Source organism: Pseudomonas sp. KCJK9016, from assembly GCF_046231795.1.
GTDB lineage: Bacteria > Pseudomonadota > Gammaproteobacteria > Pseudomonadales > Pseudomonadaceae > Aquipseudomonas > Aquipseudomonas bananamidigenes.
The window spans coordinates 49,464-67,346 of record NZ_JBJJMM010000012.1; the positions used below are offsets into that span (position 1 = coordinate 49,464).

General features: G+C 61.3%; 18 protein-coding genes. 8 read left to right on the top strand and 10 right to left on the bottom strand.

Annotated elements, in window-relative coordinates:
- Nucleotides 1-10 precede the first annotated feature (10 nt).
- Nucleotides 11-826, top strand: coding sequence for a gamma-carboxygeranoyl-CoA hydratase (locus ACK6BI_RS13855; protein WP_409317511.1), 816 nt, complete (start codon nucleotides 11-13; stop codon nucleotides 824-826).
- On the top strand, nucleotides 826-2,775 hold the full coding sequence (locus ACK6BI_RS13860) for an acetyl/propionyl/methylcrotonyl-CoA carboxylase subunit alpha (protein ID WP_409317512.1): 1,950 nt from the start codon (nucleotides 826-828) through the stop codon (nucleotides 2,773-2,775). Before ACK6BI_RS13855 ends, ACK6BI_RS13860 begins: the two co-directional genes overlap by 1 nt.
- Before the next feature lie 39 nt (nucleotides 2,776-2,814).
- On the opposite strand, the gene ACK6BI_RS13865 is transcribed toward ACK6BI_RS13860, so the two are convergent.
- The gene (locus ACK6BI_RS13865; protein WP_409317513.1) at nucleotides 2,815-3,471 is read right to left on the bottom strand and encodes a LexA family protein; all 657 of its coding nucleotides are present in this window, start codon (nucleotides 3,469-3,471) and stop codon (nucleotides 2,815-2,817) included.
- 129 nt (nucleotides 3,472-3,600) lie between these two features.
- Here ACK6BI_RS13865 and ACK6BI_RS13870 point away from each other — a divergent pair, with 129 nt between their 5' ends.
- From ACK6BI_RS13870 to ACK6BI_RS13880, 3 genes are all read left to right on the top strand, one after another.
- On the top strand, nucleotides 3,601-3,939 hold the full coding sequence (locus ACK6BI_RS13870) for a DUF6124 family protein (protein ID WP_065261700.1): 339 nt from the start codon (nucleotides 3,601-3,603) through the stop codon (nucleotides 3,937-3,939).
- 478 nt (nucleotides 3,940-4,417) lie between these two features.
- Nucleotides 4,418-5,569, top strand: coding sequence for a M14-type cytosolic carboxypeptidase (locus ACK6BI_RS13875; RefSeq protein WP_409317514.1), 1,152 nt, complete (start codon nucleotides 4,418-4,420; stop codon nucleotides 5,567-5,569).
- A gap of 151 nt (nucleotides 5,570-5,720) precedes the next feature.
- Nucleotides 5,721-6,929 (top strand): MFS transporter, encoded by a 1,209-nt coding sequence (locus ACK6BI_RS13880; protein WP_409317515.1) that lies wholly within the window; start codon nucleotides 5,721-5,723, stop codon nucleotides 6,927-6,929.
- Nucleotides 6,930-6,936: 7 nt separating this feature from the next.
- Here the strand turns inward: ACK6BI_RS13880 and ACK6BI_RS13885 are convergent, their stop codons facing one another.
- On the bottom strand, nucleotides 6,937-7,482 hold the full coding sequence (locus tag ACK6BI_RS13885) for a cytochrome b (RefSeq protein ID WP_409317516.1): 546 nt from the start codon (nucleotides 7,480-7,482) through the stop codon (nucleotides 6,937-6,939).
- On the bottom strand, nucleotides 7,479-8,573 hold the full coding sequence (locus tag ACK6BI_RS13890; protein ID WP_409317517.1) for a catalase family peroxidase: 1,095 nt from the start codon (nucleotides 8,571-8,573) through the stop codon (nucleotides 7,479-7,481). The genes ACK6BI_RS13885 and ACK6BI_RS13890 overlap by 4 nt, the downstream gene beginning before the upstream one ends.
- Before the next feature lie 157 nt (nucleotides 8,574-8,730).
- Here ACK6BI_RS13890 and ACK6BI_RS13895 point away from each other — a divergent pair, with 157 nt between their 5' ends.
- Nucleotides 8,731-9,237 (top strand): RNA polymerase sigma factor, encoded by a 507-nt coding sequence (locus tag ACK6BI_RS13895; RefSeq protein WP_409317518.1) that lies wholly within the window; start codon nucleotides 8,731-8,733, stop codon nucleotides 9,235-9,237.
- A complete protein-coding gene (locus tag ACK6BI_RS13900) occupies nucleotides 9,234-9,986 on the top strand; it encodes an anti-sigma factor family protein (RefSeq protein WP_409317519.1) in 753 nt (250 codons plus the stop codon). The genes ACK6BI_RS13895 and ACK6BI_RS13900 overlap by 4 nt, the downstream gene beginning before the upstream one ends.
- Nucleotides 9,987-9,991: 5 nt before the next feature.
- Here ACK6BI_RS13900 and ACK6BI_RS13905 read toward each other — a convergent pair whose 3' ends face one another.
- The 7 genes from ACK6BI_RS13905 to ACK6BI_RS13935 all read right to left on the bottom strand — a co-directional run bounded on the left by ACK6BI_RS13905 (nucleotide 9,992) and on the right by ACK6BI_RS13935 (nucleotide 16,417).
- Nucleotides 9,992-10,963, bottom strand: coding sequence for a spore coat protein U domain-containing protein (locus tag ACK6BI_RS13905; RefSeq protein WP_409317520.1), 972 nt, complete (start codon nucleotides 10,961-10,963; stop codon nucleotides 9,992-9,994).
- Nucleotides 10,960-13,317 carry a fimbria/pilus outer membrane usher protein gene (locus ACK6BI_RS13910; protein WP_409317521.1) on the bottom strand — a complete coding sequence of 786 codons (2,358 nt, stop codon included), beginning with the start codon at nucleotides 13,315-13,317 and terminating at the stop codon, nucleotides 10,960-10,962. The genes ACK6BI_RS13905 and ACK6BI_RS13910 overlap by 4 nt, the downstream gene beginning before the upstream one ends.
- 108 nt (nucleotides 13,318-13,425) lie before the next feature.
- Nucleotides 13,426-14,208: a molecular chaperone gene (locus ACK6BI_RS13915; RefSeq protein ID WP_409317522.1), complete on the bottom strand. Its 783-nt coding sequence runs from the start codon at nucleotides 14,206-14,208 to the stop codon at nucleotides 13,426-13,428.
- 22 nt (nucleotides 14,209-14,230) lie between these two features.
- Nucleotides 14,231-14,731: a spore coat U domain-containing protein gene (locus tag ACK6BI_RS13920; protein WP_409317523.1), complete on the bottom strand. Its 501-nt coding sequence runs from the start codon at nucleotides 14,729-14,731 to the stop codon at nucleotides 14,231-14,233.
- A 4-nt stretch (nucleotides 14,732-14,735) separates the two neighbouring features.
- The gene (locus ACK6BI_RS13925; protein WP_409317524.1) at nucleotides 14,736-15,272 is read right to left on the bottom strand and encodes a spore coat U domain-containing protein; all 537 of its coding nucleotides are present in this window, start codon (nucleotides 15,270-15,272) and stop codon (nucleotides 14,736-14,738) included.
- Nucleotides 15,273-15,291: 19 nt separating this feature from the next.
- Nucleotides 15,292-15,825, bottom strand: coding sequence for a spore coat U domain-containing protein (locus tag ACK6BI_RS13930; protein ID WP_409317525.1), 534 nt, complete (start codon nucleotides 15,823-15,825; stop codon nucleotides 15,292-15,294).
- Between the two features lie 82 nt (nucleotides 15,826-15,907).
- Nucleotides 15,908-16,417, bottom strand: coding sequence for a spore coat U domain-containing protein (locus ACK6BI_RS13935; protein WP_409317602.1), 510 nt, complete (start codon nucleotides 16,415-16,417; stop codon nucleotides 15,908-15,910).
- 298 nt (nucleotides 16,418-16,715) lie between these two features.
- On the opposite strand from ACK6BI_RS13935, the gene zapE reads away from it, so the two are divergent.
- The gene (gene zapE, locus ACK6BI_RS13940; protein WP_409317526.1) at nucleotides 16,716-17,846 is read left to right on the top strand and encodes a cell division protein ZapE; all 1,131 of its coding nucleotides are present in this window, start codon (nucleotides 16,716-16,718) and stop codon (nucleotides 17,844-17,846) included.
- Nucleotides 17,847-17,883 lie beyond the last annotated feature (37 nt).

Genomic DNA, 17,883 nt, shown 5'->3' on the forward strand with positions numbered 1-17,883 from the left:
GGAGAACCTCATGAGCGACTTCAACACCCTCCAATTGCAGAGCGATCCACGGGGCTTCGCGACCTTGTGGCTGAGCCGCGAAGAAAAGAACAACGCGTTCAACGCCGAGATGATCCGCGAACTGATTCTGGCTTTGGACAAGGTCGCCAGCGACGCCAGCCTGCGCTTTCTGCTGGTGCGCGGACGCGGCAAACACTTCAGCGCCGGCGCAGATCTGGCCTGGATGCAGCAATCGGCCGAACTCGATTACCACACCAACCTCGATGACGCCCGGGAACTGGCGGAGTTGATGTACAACCTCGCCAAACTGAAAATCCCGACCGTGGCCGTGGTGCAAGGCGCGGCGTTCGGCGGCGCGCTGGGTCTGATCAGTTGTTGCGACATGGCAATAGGTGCCGATGACGCGCAGTTCTGCCTGTCGGAAGTGCGCATCGGTCTGGCGCCAGCGGTGATCAGTCCGTTTGTGGTGCAAGCCATCGGCGAACGTGCGGCTCGACGTTACGCGCTGACGGCTGAACGCTTTGACGGCCAACGTGCGCGAGAAATCGGCTTGTTGTCCGAGAGTTATCCGGCGGCCGAACTTGAGCAGAAAGTCGAACAATGGATCGACAATCTGCTGCTCAACAGCCCTGCCGCCATGCGCGCCAGCAAGGATCTGCTGCGTGAAGTCGGCAACGGCGCGCTGACCCCGGCCCTGCGCCGCTATACCGAAAACGCCATCGCCCGCATCCGCGTCAGCCCTGAGGGCCAGGAAGGCTTGCGGGCCTTTTTGCAGAAACGCCCACCGAGCTGGCAAGTCACAACCACCACCAAGGAGCCGCGTTGATGAGCGCACCTGTTCTCACCACCCTGCTGGTGGCCAACCGTGGCGAAATCGCTTGCCGGGTCATGCGCACCGCCAAGGCCCTGGGCCTGACCACCGTTGCCGTGCACAGCGCCATCGACCGCGATGCGCGGCACAGCCGTGAAGCGGACATTCGCGTGGATCTGGGCGGCAGCAAAGCGGTCGACAGTTACCTGCAAATCGACAAACTGATCGCAGCGGCCAAGGCCAGTGGCGCTCAGGCTATTCATCCAGGTTATGGCTTTCTTTCGGAGAACGCCGGTTTTGCCCGTGCCATCGAAGCGGCCGGCCTGATCTTCCTCGGCCCTCCCGCTTCGGCCATCGATGCGATGGGCAGCAAGTCCGCCGCCAAGGCCCTGATGGAAACCGCCGGCGTACCATTGGTGCCGGGCTATCACGGTGAAGCCCAGGATCTGGATACCTTCCGTGACGCGTGCGAACGCATCGGTTATCCGGTGCTGCTCAAGGCCACTGCCGGCGGTGGCGGTAAAGGCATGAAGGTCGTTGAAGATGTCAGCCAACTGGCTGAGGCGTTGGCATCGGCCCAGCGTGAAGCCCAGTCGTCGTTCGGTGATTCGCGGATGCTGGTGGAGAAGTACCTGCTCAAGCCACGTCACGTGGAAATCCAGGTGTTCGCCGACCAGCACGGCAATTGCCTGTACCTGAACGAGCGTGACTGCTCGATTCAGCGTCGGCATCAGAAAGTGGTCGAAGAAGCTCCGGCACCGGGCCTGAGCCCGGAGCTGCGTCGGGCCATGGGTGAAGCTGCCGTGCGTTCGGCGCAGGCCATCGGTTACGTCGGCGCCGGTACGGTGGAGTTCTTGCTGGATGCTCGAGGCGAATTCTTCTTCATGGAGATGAACACGCGACTACAGGTTGAACACCCGGTCACCGAAGCCATCACCGGGCTCGATCTTGTGGCGTGGCAGATTCGCGTCGCACGTGGTGAAGCGCTGCCGATCACTCAGGAACAGGTACCGCTGAACGGGCATGCGATTGAGGTTCGATTGTATGCCGAGGATCCCTCGAATGACTTTCTGCCGGCCACCGGGCGTCTGGATCTGTATCGCGAATCCACCGCCGGGCCGGGGCGTCGAGTTGACTCGGGCGTTGAGGAAGGCGACGAGATTTCGCCGTTCTATGACCCGATGCTCGGCAAGCTGATCGCCTGGGGCGAGGATCGTGAGCAGGCGCGTTTGCGGCTTTTGAGCATGCTCGATGAGTTCGCGATTGGCGGGCTGAAGACCAATATCAATTTCCTGCGGCGGATTATCGGTCATCCGGCATTTGCGGCAGCGGAGCTGGATACCGGGTTCATTCCTCGCTATCAGGAGCAGTTGCTACCCGCGCCTGCTGCGCTGAGCGATGACTTCTGGGATGCGGCGGCACAGGCTTTTGCGCAGAGTTTGCCGGGGACGACTCGAGCAGATGACCCGGCTTCGCCTTGGGCACTGCACAGCGGTTTGCGTACAGGTCTGCCACGGGAAATCACTTTGCACTTGAGTTGCGAGGGACAGGATCGGGCGCTGACACTCGGTGCTGGCGGCAGCGCAAAATTGATCGGTGAGCAACTGGTGATTGAGCACGATGGTTTGCGTCGTCAATTTCGTACGATTCGTCGAGATGTCGCGCTTTACCTGCAATGGGACGGCGAGTTGCGACGCGTTGAAACGTACGACCCGATCAGCGCGGTCGAAGCCAGCCACAGTCATCAGGGCGGCCTGACTGCGCCCATGAACGGCAGCATCGTGCGCGTGCTGGTGGAGACCGGGCAAGCGGTTGAAGCCGGCACTCAACTGGTGGTTCTGGAAGCTATGAAGATGGAGCACAGCATCCGCGCGCCCCATGCCGGCGTGATCAAGGCGCTGTATTGCCAGGAAGGGGAAATGGTCAGTGAAGGCAGCGCACTGGTCGAGTTGGAGGACGTTTGAAAAGTGGATCGATCCTGCGCGAAGCGAGGATCGATCTGACTAGTATTTGGCCGTTGCCTGAACCACGACGCCGATTATTCGACACTCGTCGGTAAACAAGGCTCTCGGCCATGTCGGATTGAGCGGCACCAGGTAGCGCTGGCCGCCCTCTTCGATCAGTTTGCGGAAAATCGCCTCATCACTGTCCGGCCATTGGACGATCACCAGTTTTCCAGGCTCCGCCTCCAGCGCGGGGTCCACCAGAATCAGCATGCCCTCGCCGATGCTCTGCCCGGTGGGTGCAGTCATGGCATTGCCCGCCACCGTAAGCCAGAAGGCCGGACCACGGGCGTGATAATCCGTCAGTTCGAAACGCCGTTTGTCCTTGCCGCTCGAATACGCCGGCTGGCTTTCACGCGCCTCGATCGGGGTTTTCCAGTCGCTGACCGGATAGCGAAAGTAAGGGTTGTATTTCTGGGCCAGCGGCATTTCGTCGTCCTTGTCGACTTGCGGTTCGCGGATGACCAACGCGACTTCCAGATAGTCCATGCCCAGCGCTTTAAGCACGCGGTTCATCTGCGTGACATCGGGCTCACGGCGTTTGTTCAGCCAATGGCCGATTCCGCCCTGAGACATGCCGACACGTTCGCCGAGCTCGACTTGAGTGACGTTGAGTTCACTCATTTTGGCCTTGACCAACTCAATCCATTTATCCATGTGCGGCACCATACGTCCCCGCCTTCGGCCAGCAAAACACAAATTGTAGTATTTAAATTATGGTCACAAATACTACAGGTACTATTCTTGAGAAACGGATTTGAATCGACCAAGGAGTGACCTTTCACCATGAATATCACCAGCAACGACCTGCCCGACCTGCAGATGGACACCACTTTCAAGTCACCACAGGGCTGTGCCGCGGCGCAGCGGGCACTGGACTATTACTTGAAACCAACCGTGTCGGAACCGGATGTGGAAGAACGCTTTTTTGGTGTGAACAGCAACCTGAGCGGCGAAGAATCACTGGTCCACGCCTCCGATCTGTTGCGATGCGCAGCGGCCACTGCGTTCAAGGCAGCGGACGGCCTGCAGGGCGTCAGTCGGGACCTGGCATTTTCAGTCGTGCACATGGTGGACATGGCACGGGCGATGGTCGATCACTCGCTCGATGGCGGTGTTCGTTGAAGCGGGTGTGTGGACGGACAGGAAAGAATTTTCCAATCGCGCAGATAAAAACGTTTGACTTGCAAATGATAATGATTACTATTGCAGGCAACTGGTCGCGAGATCAGTCGATGGACCAGAGACCTTAGGTCGGTCTTCTGGACTATCTCCTCATCAGGCTAATCACGGTTTTTGACCCGGCTTTTTGTCGGGTCTTTTTTTGCCAGTTTTCTGGCTTATGGCTTCAGGCTAATGAAGTCTTTGGATGCTGCAAATTCGCTGGCGCGGATGATATCAAAAGAACATCGTCTGGCAAGGGAATCCCGGCAGTATTGGGGGGAAAGTAATGCCAATCAGCACTTGAGAATCAATCGCACAGCTACTAAGCTGCACCCGCGTCATGGAAGACGCCCCCCGCCACACCCCGTAATTTCCCTCGGTTTGACCCCTGTCTTGCGTGTAAAGTAGCCGCCATAAAAATCATATTCAGGAACCGATTATGACCGTGGCCAAATCTTCGTTCGACATCAGCGCCAACTTCGACAGCGGCAACATCCAAGTCATCGATATCAGCAACCCGCTCAATCCGGTTCTGGCAATTCGGCCAGATACCCGCAGCGGGCATTTCCAGTGGTTCCACTTCAAGGCCAGCGGCCTGCATGTTCATCAGGAGCACTGGTTTCGCCTGGTCAATGCCAGCCAGTCCTCCTACAACAAAGCCTGGACGGGCTATCAGGCCGTCGCGTCCTACGATCACGTCAACTGGTTCCGTATTCCGACCCAATTCGAAGGCGACAGCCTGCGTTTCTGCCTTGAGGCCGAGCAGACTCACGCCTGGTTCGCCTACTTCGAGCCGTACAGCCGTGGCCGTCACGACTGGCTGATCGAGCAAGCGTTGACCAAGGCCGGCTGTGAACTGCTGGCCACAGGCAAGAGCGTCGAGGGCCGCGACATTCAGCTGTTGCGCAAGGGCACCGGCGCCGAAGGCCGACGCAAGATCTGGATCATCGCCCAGCAACATCCCGGCGAACACATGGCCGAGTGGTTCATGGAAGGTGTCATCGAGCGTCTGGAACATCACAACGACCCAGAGCTGAACAAACTGCTGGAAAGTGCCGACCTGTATCTCGTGCCGAACATGAACCCGGACGGTGCCTTCCACGGTCACCTGCGCACCAACGCGATGGGCCAGGACCTGAACCGCGCCTGGCAGAACGCCTCTCAGGAAGTCAGCCCGGAAGTCCTGTTCGTACAGCAGCAGATGGAAAAATACGGCGTCGATCTGTTCCTCGACGTACACGGCGACGAAGAAATTCCCCACGTCTTCACCGCCGGTTGCGAAGGCAATCCTGGCTACACTCCGCGAATCGAGAAACTCGAAGAGCACTTCCGCAGCCACCTGAAACACACCACCAAAGACTTCCAGACCAAGTACGGCTACACCCGCGATGAACCGGGTCAGGCCAACATGACCCTGGCTTGCAACAGCGTTGGCCAGAAATTCGACTGCCTGTCGTTGACCCTGGAAATGCCGTTCAAGGATCACGATGACGCGCCGAACCCGCTCACCGGCTGGTCAGGCAAACGCTCGAAGCAATTGGGCAAAGACGTGCTGACCACCATCGCCGACATGGTCGACACCCTGCGCTGATCCTCCCCCCGTTCGTTGTCATATGAAAGATCGCAGCTCTGTCTGCGATCTTTTTTTTGCGCTGTACACGGACCCAATCAGGTTGCAAAACAAAACCAGATTATCTACCGTCATTCCAGTTTCCATTTGAAACCAGAAAAGGGATCAGGACATGAACGCGCAAAAACTTGGCAGTGGCGTCGTACTGCTGTTCGCCATTGCCTGCGGCCTGGCCGTGGCCAACGTGTATTACGCGCAACCGCTGCTGGACGCCATGGCCAACGCCTTCAACCTGTCGTCCGCGAGCATCGGCATCGTCATCACGCTGACCCAGGTCGGCTATGGTGTCGGGCTGTTATTGCTCGTGCCACTCGGCGATCTGCTGAACCGTCGCCGCTTGATCTTCACGCAAACCCTGTTATCCGTCGCCGCATTGCTGATGATCGCCCTGGCCGGCAACGGCACCTGGCTGCTGATCGGCATGACCCTGACCGGTCTGCTCGCCGTCGTCACTCAAGTGCTAGTGGCCTATGCCGCAACACTGGCCATCCCGGCACAACGCGGACACGTCGTCGGCGTGATCACCAGCGGCATCGTGGTCGGCATTCTGCTGGCACGCACCGTGGCCGGCGGGATGGCGGATCTGGCCGGCTGGCGGGCGATTTATCTGCTGTCCGCGGGACTGACGCTGGTCATGGCCCTGCTGCTGTTTCGCGTGCTGCCCAAGGATGAGAGCCAGCAACCGGCGACGTCCTACGCCGCCTTGATGACTTCGGTGTTCAGCCTGTTTCGTGAGGAGCCAGTGTTGCGGCAACGAGCGATTCTGGCCTTGCTGACCTTTGCCAGCGCCATGGTGCTATGGACGCCAATGGTGTTGCCGCTCGCCGCCCCGCCGCTGTCGCTTTCCCACAGTGAAATAGGACTTTTCGGGCTGGCCGGTGCGGCCGGTGCACTTGCGGCTGCAAGAGCCGGACATCTGGCGGATCGAGGTCTGGGGCAATGGGTCAGCGGCTTGTCGTTGCTGGTCATGCTCGGTTCATGGCTGCCGATTGCGTTTACCCAATCGTCATTGTGGGCGCTGTTGCTCGGGGTGATCACGCTGGATCTGGGCTTGCAGGCTGTGCACGTCACCAGCCAGAGCATGATCTACAGCGTTCGCCCGCAGGCACAGAGCCGACTGACTGCCGGCTACATGCTGTTTTATTCGGTCGGCAGCGCCGTCGGTTCAATCGCTTCGACGGCCATGTATGCCTGGGCAGGATGGCCCGGTGTCTGCTGGCTCGGCGCCGGGATCAACATCGTCGCGTTGCTTTATTGGTGGCGCACACTGGCCACACAGAAACGTGGCGAGGCTGATTGCGCCCTCGCCACGTCGGACTGACACACTATCAACCGCGATTGCGTCCCCGCAGCATGCTGTCGAGTACCTCGTCGCGGCGCACCCAACCATGGAACAGCGCCGCCGCCAAGTGCAGCAACACGGTCAGAAACAGCAGATAGGCCAGATAACCGTGTGCCTTGCGCAATAGCGCAAACACCTGGGCATCAGCCGGCAGGAGGGATGGCAATTGCAGCGAACGGCCGAGCATCACCGGATCTCCCGCCGCACTGATCATCGCCCAGCCCAGCAACGGCAGCACCAGCATCAGCCCATACAGCAACAGATGCGAAGCCTTGGCTGCCGTCACCTGCCAGCCCGGCAAGTCCTCCGGCAGCGGTGGCTGGCGAGTCCCCAGCCGGACAAGGATGCGCACAATCACCAGCAACAGAATCGCGATGCCCAACGGCTTGTGCAGGTTGATCAGCCATTCATGCCGCGCCGACACCGAAGTCACCATGCCGGCACCGATGAACAACATGGCGATGATCATCAGCGCCATCAGCCAGTGAAGCAGCCTCGCCAGCGGATTGAAATGCGTCGGTGGCGTTCTCATGGGCGAGCCTCCTGTTTACTGCCGGGCAACTGGCTGACTTCGCTGGTGCGACGCAGGTAGGAATCGGCATAACCGGCCGAGCGAGCGGCGAGCAACGGGTCGTCAGACCCTTCTATCCCGGCGGGCAGGACCAAGGGGTCATAGTTGATGTCGCGGCATTCGCCGCTCAGTTGCGGCTGAGTCTTTTCCAGCACCAGGGTGCCTGCATTCAGCACTTTGCGCCCGGCGGGCCAGGTCTTGCTCGCGTCGTTGACCGGATCGTCAGCGTTGGCCAACGTGATGTTCAACTGAAAGCGCAGCGGCCCTTCGGCCAGACGTTGCACCAGGTCCTTCTCGAGAAAATCGCTACCTTCCGGGGCCATAGCACCCGCTGCATCCTGGGCCAGGGGCATCATGCTCCAGCGTACGGCCTGCTTTTTGCCGCTCGCGTCGACCAGATAGAACGCATTGACGCTGTTATAGGTTTCCGTGACATAGCTGGCCGAAGGCTTGGCGGTCTTGACCCAAGTCAGAAACGGCACGGCCTCCGGATGCGCGGCAAAAAATGCCGGGACTTTGGCGGGATCGGGTTTGCCGGTCGCCGGATCCGGCGCTTGCGCCTGCTGCAACTGATAGAACGCTTCCGGCGTTCCGACCGGAAACACCGGCATGCTGTTCATCCCGGTACGCCACTGCTGGCCGTTGGCCTGGGTGAAGCGCAGCGCCAGACTGCGAATCGGTACGGCGCTGTCCGGCGCATAGGGATTACCCGCCGGGAGTGCGAATCGCCCGACAACCGGCGTACGTGGCTCATTGAACACTTGCGCGACAGAGTAAGGACGTGCCTCGCCACTGCTTTCGAAGTGGCCGATGACGCAAACACCCTTGGCGTGATTGCGACGAAACCCTGGATGCACGCCGTTGTTTTTCTCCAGCACATCGACCAACGCCTTGGGCGTCAGTCGTTGTGGGTCCAGGTTGCCGTGAACGTAGGCAAACGCCCCGGCCACTGCCGCGACCACCACGGCAATTGCGCCAAGACGCAACACCAGGCTCGCGGCACCCAATGGCGGACGTTGTACCCCGCCGGGCGGTGAGCTGCGATCAACCATGAAAGACTCCAGGGCCAATGGCCACAAGTAGGAAGAATCAGCAAGACGCACGCCGTCCGGATTTATTCCACGGTCCGGTATTTATTTTTCCGAACGTGGAATAACCTCGAATGCCGGGCGTCTTCCTAGTCCACAGCGTAGTGACTAGCAGAATTTCATGAGCGAATTCGACGAACAACTGAGAGAAATCATTCCCCGATTGCGGCGCTTTGCCGTGTCGTTGACGCGCAACAGCAGCAGCGCCGATGATCTGGTCCAGGCCAGCCTGGAACGTGCCCTCTCCAGCTGGGGTGACAAGCGTGTCGAAGGCGATCTGCGGGCCTGGCTTTTTTCGATCCTGTACCGCCAGTTCCTCGATGCCCACCGGCGCGCTCGTCGCTACGCCCGAATGCTCGAGTTTTTCACCGGCCGCGATGACACGGAACCCTCGGTGGAACGCACCGTCATTGCCCAATCGACCCTGCAAGCCTTCGACCGCCTGCCCACCGTACAACGCGCCCTGTTGCTGATGGTGTCGGTGGAAGGCTTGAGCTACAAGGAGGTCGCCGAGATCCTCGACATCCCCACCGGCACCGTGATGTCACGCCTGTCCCGTGCCCGCCAGGCCCTGCGCCAGCTCAGCGACGGTGAAATCAGCAGCCCTTCCCTGCGGATACTCAAATGATCAGCCTGCCCCCCAGCGAGCGTGACTTGCACGCCTACATCGACCACCAGCTCAGCGAAACCGACCGGCGAGTGCTGGAAAACTGGCTGGCCAGTCACCCCGATGAGGCCGCCTTGATCCGTGCCTGGCAACAGGATGCCCAACATCTGCGCGCCGCCCTTGGCGGTGCCTTGCAGCAACCGGCCAATCCGGATCTGGACCCGGCACTGATCCGTCAGCGGCTCAAGCATCGAGCGCGTCGACGCTGGGCCAGCGCGGCCGTGTTGCTGATGGCAGTCAGCCTCGGCGGCGTCAGTGGCTGGCAGGCCCGGGAAATGACCCTCGTGCGCTCGATTGCGCCGATGAGCGATGCCCTGCAGGCGTATCGTTTGATTGCCCAGCAAGGGCTTCTGCCGGCGGACTTCAAGGTTGACGATGCCGGCGACATGCAGGACTGGCTCGACCGCTACTTCACGCAGGCCAACCGTCTGCCGGATCTGACGTCAGCCGGGTTCCGGCCGGTCAGCGGGCGCTTGCTGAGTACTGAAGAAGGCCCGGCGGCGATGGTGATGTATGAGGATCGGGATGGGCACAAGGTCAGTTTCTACGTCAGGCCACCCGGCCCGAAAAACACCTTCCTGCCAAGGGGCAGCCGTCAGGACGGGGACCTACAGGCCGAGTACTGGTCCGGTGAGGGGTACAACTACGCGATGGTCACGCCCACCGATATTCCGGCGGCACCGTTGCTGCGGCACACCGAGCGCTTCTAGCCCGCTCAAAAGCCGACGTCCAGCACCACGTTGTCCAGATAGGTGCCGGCGGGCGGCGTTGACTGATCGGTGTAGATCCTGGCGTTGTAATTGAAAATCTGGCTGCCGGTGCCCAGGCCATTGCCGGGATTGACCTCGGCATCGGTGCTCGCCCGACGGGCCGCGCCGACACTGCCCCAGCGGGTGGTGCCGGCGCTTTTGAAAATGTCGTAGGCCAGGTAATTGCTGCCGGAAATCATTCGTCGTCGACCGCCGACGCTGAGCGGATTCTGACCATCGCTCAAACCGACGGTGTAGGCGCTGCCCTTGGTGCAGGCCAGATTGATGGTCTGCCCGGTCACCGGGGTAAACGCGCTGATCACCGGTGCGCTGCCGAACGCGATATTGGGGGCGGTGATGGTGCAATCGTTGGCCACGGTCAGGTTGACCGTCAGGGTCGTGGTGCCGCTGTTGATATCGCGGCCCAGGCAGAGTCCGCCGGCACCGATGCCCGAACAGTAATTCCAGTTCCAGAAAATGCTCAGGGTTTCGGTGTAGACCCCAGCCGCCACGTTGCTGCCGATTGTGGTGCCGAAATACAGCGGCACGGTTTTCGGCACGGTGCCGTTGAGCAATCCCAGCGCGTCGATGATGCCGTTGCGGGCAAAATCGTAGGCCGTGCCGCGAGTCAGCGGGTAACTGGTGCTGTTGTTGGCGTAGATCGTATAGCTGATGACATCCCCGGTGGGCCCGAGCAGGCCGCTTTGGGTCGAGGTCACCGTGGCCCAGAAATGGTCGTTGTTGGCCAACAGTGACAGCAGCGAACCCGTACAGCTCAAACCGCCATTGAGCGTGGAGCTGGGCTGCGAGGTGGTGCGCACCGCAATCGAACTGAGCGTGCCGAACCCGGCCGGCGTGGTCGAAACCACCGAACACAGTGCCTGCGCCGCCCCCGGCAACACCAGCACCAGCCAGAGACACAACCTCATCCACGTCATTGGCACACCAGCGGTCCGATCAACGGCACCTGTTCCTGCTGCAGATCGATGCTGAACTGCGCCTGACAGCTCTTGCCATCGGCAAGCGTTACCCTCAGCGAATTCTGCGCCTGGAGGTTTTCCAGATAGACCAGCCCGTCCCAACCCACCACCGTGCGCGTCCCGCTCTGTTCATGCAGTACACCACTGCCCAGCGGCAACTCCTGCTGTTGCGCATCCACCAGCACGATACTTGCGGCAATCACCCGGCTCAGTGGGAACTCCAGCAGATAACCGCTGCCACGGCGTACGGCGACACGCTGTTCAACATTCGGACTGCGTACGTTGGCCGGCAGGTTCAACGGATCGATTTCATACTTGCCACGGTAGTAGGCGCTGCTCCATGGCACCAGCAAGTGACCGTTGCGATCGGTCTGACCGACCTGCTGATTCTCGTAGCGCACCGGGACATCGGCATAACCATCGGTGCTGACCAGTACGAACGCATCGTCGATGCGGTTGGCGGCGAAGACTTGATGGTCCATCCAGACCAGTGAACCGCTGGCATCGGCCCAGCGGGTTTCGGCGTCCGAAGTACCGTAAACGCCAGCCTGCAATTGCACCGACTGCAGACGCCAGGTCACGTCGGCCTGACGGTAATCGGCACCGTCGCCCTTGGCGTACCCGAGATTGAAACCTACCCCGCCCTCGGATGGCACCGCGCGACTGTAGTTGACCCGCTGCTGGCTTTGTCCGTTCTTGTTGCGCTCGCTGCTGATGGCCAGGCTGCCGTGCACATCGAAAGGGATGACCAGTTGCGCCTGCACCGCCCAGTTGGCATCACCGATTTCGCGGTTGGCGGACAGGTAGAAACTGCTGTTACGCCACAGCGGCTTGCTCCAGCTCAGGTTCAGCAGCCGCGTGCGAAAGTCGTCCGCCGCCCTGATATCGAAGTAACCGACACCCAGGCTGCCCCAGCGCTCAAGGTTGAGACTGAGGGTTGCCTGTTCGCTGCGCTTGCTGAGACTGGTGTAAGGACTGTCGACCACCGTCAGGTCGGCGTACTGCTCACGGCGTTGCAAGCGTTGCCAGGAAATACTGAAACGCTGGGCGCTGTACTGATAACCGAGGCTGTATTGCTGACCACCGTCACCGTCGAAACGGCTCTGGCTGATCGCACTGTTGAGCACCCCGAAATTGCCCAGCCGCAGGTTGCCACCGAGGCCGCCAAGGGTCAGCGAGTCGGCGGCTTCGGCATGGCTTTCCAGGGTGAAGCTGTCGCTGATGCCATAACGCAGGCTGCCCGAGGTCACGCCCGGTCCGTAACTGAAATCCTTCAGTCCGTACTCTCGGCGCAGCGTACCGGCCGTCACCGAGAAGTCGCTCAGCCCCTTCTGCAACAGGCTGCTGGTGACATAGAACGGCACGGTAGTGGACACTTGCCGGCCCAGCGCGTCGGTGGTCACCACCACGGCTTCGCCCGCGCCGTTGATGAACGGGATGTTGGTCAGGGTGTACGGTCCCGGCTGCAAATCGGCACTGCTGGACTTGTAGCCGTTGATGAACAAGTCAACCGAGGACGGCACTGCCGCCTCGCCGGCGAATTGCGGCAGCGGGTAGGTCACCAGATCCGGGCGCACTGCAAAATCCCGGGAAAACTGCACGCCGCCCAGACGCACCGAACTGCTCCAGGGCAACGCGCCGCTGACCACGTCCCCAGCCTCGTAAGTCAGCATCCGCTCGTCATCGGAGTAGCGCCACGTGGTGTCGTAACGCAGATAACCGTTGTTCAGCGTGCTGGCCGCATCACCGGACAAGGTACGCCGATACTGCCCGGTGCTGGACAGCGTGCCCCAACTGTCGAATACCCGTATCTCGTTCCACGCCGCCAGGTAAGTACCGGCATCATCGGTGTCGTTGAGGTACAGGTCATAGTTGAACAACGCACCGAAACTGCTCAACGCCGGGGTGCGCGGATAGACCTCACGGTTGCCGATGAACTGCTCCGGCAGCCAGTCCGGCGGCACATCGATCAACAGTCGCTGGCCGATGCTGTCGTACTCGCTGTGCAGCCCCGGCAGGCCGTCGAGATCGACTTCGGCACCGGTATTCTCGGGCAACGTCATGCCGGTATCGCGCAGCACACTGCCCGGCAGGAACAGCCGCCCGCCCCGCTGCTCCACCGCCACGACTCGGCCGGTATTCATCTGGTTGACCACCAGTTCCAGAAACAACTGTGCATCGCTGACGGCCTCCATGCCGCTGGGGGGCGGCGGCAGTTCGCCAGCCCCGGATGGATGAATGAACATCAGGCAACACGCGCCGGTGACAAGCCACAACGGACGCTGAATACGTCGAGCCCATCCCGGGCTCATTAGCGTGTTTCGTCCGTCAATGGACTGCTTCCTCCTGAAACCGCTGCTGCCTGCCGGCCTGTCGCTTGCCCGGCGGCCACGCACTACCCGATCCGCAGATCGAAATCCTTACTTCGCCGGGGTAATGCTCTGGACCTGTGCCGCGCCATTGATCCGGCCCGTCAGTTCCCCCGTCACCGAACCCGGCGCCGGCCAGCGCATCACCGCGCCAGGCAATACGTAACCCAACAACCCTTCCGCCAACGGTTTGCTTTGCCCGCCCTGTCTGAACGCGACATCGGTCAAGCGCGCATGCACCGCTCCCTGATTGCGTACTTCCACGTAGGGCTTGCCATCGACCGAGACCGACCGCCAGCTCAACTGCGGCAGACCGATGCCCTTGGGATCGCGCTGACGGGTGCTGTCCTCCTTGCCCCAGAGCCCCGCGCCATAGGCGAACAGCGGCACCGAATAGCGCATCTGGAAGCGAATAGCCGCCGCGGTCTTTCCTGCATCGGCAACCGGTGGCTGCGCCGAAGGAATCTCGTCGATGATGATCCGGTAAGCCAGTTCCTGGCCGGGCGGCACGTCTCGGGTCCGGGTCAGGCGCACCAGCTGCTTCTGCCCCGGCTCGATCTTCGCCACGGGCGGGCTGCCGATCACGTCGCGTTGATTCTGGTATTGCTCCTGGTAACCGTTCTGACTCCAGCCGAATACACGGATCTGCAGGTTGGCGGTTTCATTGCCGCGATTTTCCAGCCACAAAGCGCTGGCCTGCTGATCCGCCTCCAGCACCGGATCGATGGGCCAGATCAGCACGGAACTGGCCGCCTGTACCTTGACCGCTGCCAGCAAAACCCACATTGATATCGCGCAACCCGCCCGTAACAGCCGTGACGAGACCTCCCCCATAACCCGCTCCTTGTGCCGTTCGTCACCACGACAGCTGCACCTGCAGCACATCGCTGTACGTCCCCCCGGGCACATTGCCCGGCAATTGCGCCTGACCGTAGATCGGCAGGCTGATGTTGTTGGCATCGCTGTACGCCACCGCCACGGTCTGGCCGATCCCCAGGCTCTGGCTGTAGGCGGCGTCACGAAACAGCGCATAGGCCACCCGCGCGCTGCCGCTGTTGAGCTGCATGTGTCGGCCACTGCTGTTGTACTGGCCGCCATCGACCGTCATGTTCAACGTCACTCCCGGCGTGCATTGCAACTGCACGTCACCGGTCAGGGCCACCTGCACCGTGGCGGTGGACAGCGCCGGACTCGACCCGAAATTCAGCCCGCCATAGTTCGACACGCCGCCCACCACCAGACAGCCCGGCGTGATGGTCGCGCTGACTTGAAAACTCTGACTGGTCACCGCTGCCAGCGGCAACGGCACTGCACCTGCGCACAGCACCAGCAGCGCTGCACCGCCACGCCGGCCCATGGCACTAGAACGTCAGTTCAACGGCAATGGTGTCGGTGTAGGTGCCCGCCGGCAGACCGGCCTTGCCCACCGCCTGCCCGTAGATGTTCACGGTCTGCGCCACCCCGGTGCTGGCGGCGAGGCTGATCACGCCGTCGATGGCCAGCAACTGCGAGTGCCCGGCATCGGTATACAGGTCGTAAGGCACGTAGTTGGCTACGCCGTCATACAGCGCTCGGGTACCGCCCGGGGACTTGCCGTCATTGGCACCGGCGCGCACCTTGACCGTCGGCGTGGTGCCGGCGGAGCAAAGAATCGACAACGCCCCGCCACCGCCACCCAGTACCTGTCCGGTCGCGGTAGTGAACAGGCTGTTGGCCGTGCCGAAATTCAGCGCACCGAAGTTCAGTCCGCTGGAACCGCCAGAGCCGTTGACCTGGCAACTGCTGATCAGGATCAGGCTGGAGGTGATCTGGCCGGTGACCGTGGTAGCGGCGTTGACACTGGAGGCCAGTGTCAGACCGAGCAGCGACAGACCTATCCTTGATGCAATCGTACCCATGGTGTCCTTCCTCTACGATTTACCAGTCGAGCGTCACCGTCAGGGTGTCGGTATAGACACCGGCCGGTACCGCGCGGGTGTTCGCCACCACCGTGCCAAATACCGGAATCGGTATCTGTGCGCCGCTGGTGACCGCGAAATTGTGCTGCTGGCCGATGCTGTAGCTCTGGCTGCCCGAAGCATCGAGGAACAGTTGATAGGGGATGGTCTGGCGACCGTTGCTCAGGCGACGGGTACTGCCGTCGCCATGGGTGCCACCGTCGATGGTCACGGTGAAACCGGTCACCGACGGGTTGCAGGCCACGTTGAGCCTGCCACTGCTGTCATTGGCCAGGCTGGCCTTGATGGGAGCGTTCCAGGTCGGCCCCTGCTGACCGAAGTCGAGCTTGCCCAAATTCCCCACCGGGCTGGCGGGCGAGGATGCATTGGTCACCTCGCAGCCGGCGATCAGGGTCAACCGGGCGTGGATCTGCCCATTGACCGACGCCTGCGCATCCTCGGTGAGAAACAGCAATGCGCCTGCGGTGATGACCAGCCAGTGCTTGCCCGTCATTGCATCCTTTCTCCTTCCGGTCCCTGAGGATCGTCCACTGCGTTCGTCATTGAACGCGCCATTGCCGCATCATGCCGGTCGATCACCAGGTGACGGTCACCTTGACCAGATCCGAATAGCGACCGGCTCTCGGCACCTCGGCCATCCGCTCGATCCGCCCGTACAGCGGCAATTCAACCGAACCGCTGTCCGGCACGCGACCGCTGACCGGAACATCCACCACCAGCGGCACCCGTCGAGCGGCATCCCGATACAGACGATAGGGAATCGCCCTGCCCCCCGCCTCGCCCGTCATGTAACGCACTTCGCCGGTCCCGCCATGCAGTCCGCCGTCGACACGCAACTGATACGGCGTGTCCGGGTTGCATTCCAGACGCGGCAACCGCGAAGGGTTCAGTACCGCCCCGAGCGGCCCGGCCGGATCGTCGAGACGCGCGGTGCTGCCGAAATCGAGTACACCCGATTGCTCGATTCCGGCGTCACGTTGCCGCCCGACCAACTGACAGCCACGCTGCACGTCGACCCGCACTTCGACCTGCAGGTCGGCTGCCTGCACCGGTGCCGCAAGCCCGCCCAGCAATGCCCAGACCATCCCTGCATTCACCGCCCGCTCCCTGATGGCGACAGCGTTTCTGCCGTTACAGTGTTTCAGGTTAGCAACGGACGTCGATTGCGCCAGTCAATTGGATCCATTGATCGTGCGGGATATGTTTCGAAAAGTTGTCGATTCGACACGTCAGGACGCTGAAAAAACCTCTACACACAGCAAAATACTGTCCAGAAAGCAGCGACTGCCGATAAAGCGCAGTGGAAGAAAAACTACCCATCTGGTTACACTACGCCGCCGCGCTCCGGGAGAGCCGGCTCGACCATGACGGAGTGACTCCACCGTGCCCGCCCGAACGCCCGAACCCTCACGTCTGTCCCGGCGCTTTTCCGTGCTGCGCCGCTGGTTCGGCAAACGCAACGCTGCCAGTGCCGGTCATTGCGCCAGTGCTCAGGCGATCCGCGATTATTTCCGGCACAAGGCCCATGCCCAGGGCTATACCCTCAGCCATAGCCAGCAGCGGGTGATCGACTGCATGGCACAACAGACGTGCCTGTTGTTCGGCCCTGCCCCACAAACGCCTCCGAGTCTGTACTTGCACGGTGCTGTGGGACGCGGCAAGAGCTGGTTGCTCGACGGCTTTTTCCAGGCCTTGCCGACACAACAGAAACAACGTCTGCATTTCCATCAGTTCTTCGCCGACCTCCATCAGGGCATGTTCCGGCATCGTGATCAGGAAGATGCCCTCGCCGCCACACTCGACGAACTGTTGCGAGATTGCCGGGTACTGTGTTTTGACGAATTCCATGTGCATGACATCGGCGACGCGATGCTCATCACCCGGTTGTACAAAGCCCTGTTCCAGCGCGGCATCCTGCTGCTGGTGACCTCGAATTATCCGCCCGAAGGACTGTTGCCGAACCCGCTGTATCACGCGCGGTTCAAACCGGTGATCGATCTGATCAATGCCCGCATGCAGGTCATGGAAGTTGGCGGCCCTCACGACTATCGCAGCCTGGCCCGTCACCGCGCGCATCAGGTCTTCACGCAGGGCCATTACGCATGGCCGGCCACACCGGCACAGCGCCAGGCGCTGGATTTGCCGCCACAGGATGCCGCGCCGCAGTCGATAGCGGTGGGCAGCCGGACTTTGCAGGCGCGCCTGCGCGACGGACGACGTGTCGGGTTCACCTTCAATGCGTTGTGCGAGCAACCCACGGCAGTGATGGATTATCTGGAACTGTGCCGACACTTCGACCACTGGGTCATCGAGGAGCTGCCGGCGCTGGACGACTGCCCGATTGCCGTCCAGCAACGCTTTATCAATCTGATCGACGTGCTCTACGACCAGGACAAACACCTGACGCTGCTCGGGCATTTGCCACTGCATGAAAGCCTGGCCGGCAACGCCATTGATCTGGCCCGCACCCGCAGTCGGCTGGGGCAATTGTCGGAAACGCGCGAACCGATCTGATTTGCCGTTATCATGCGGGCCATTTCCGGCGTACCAC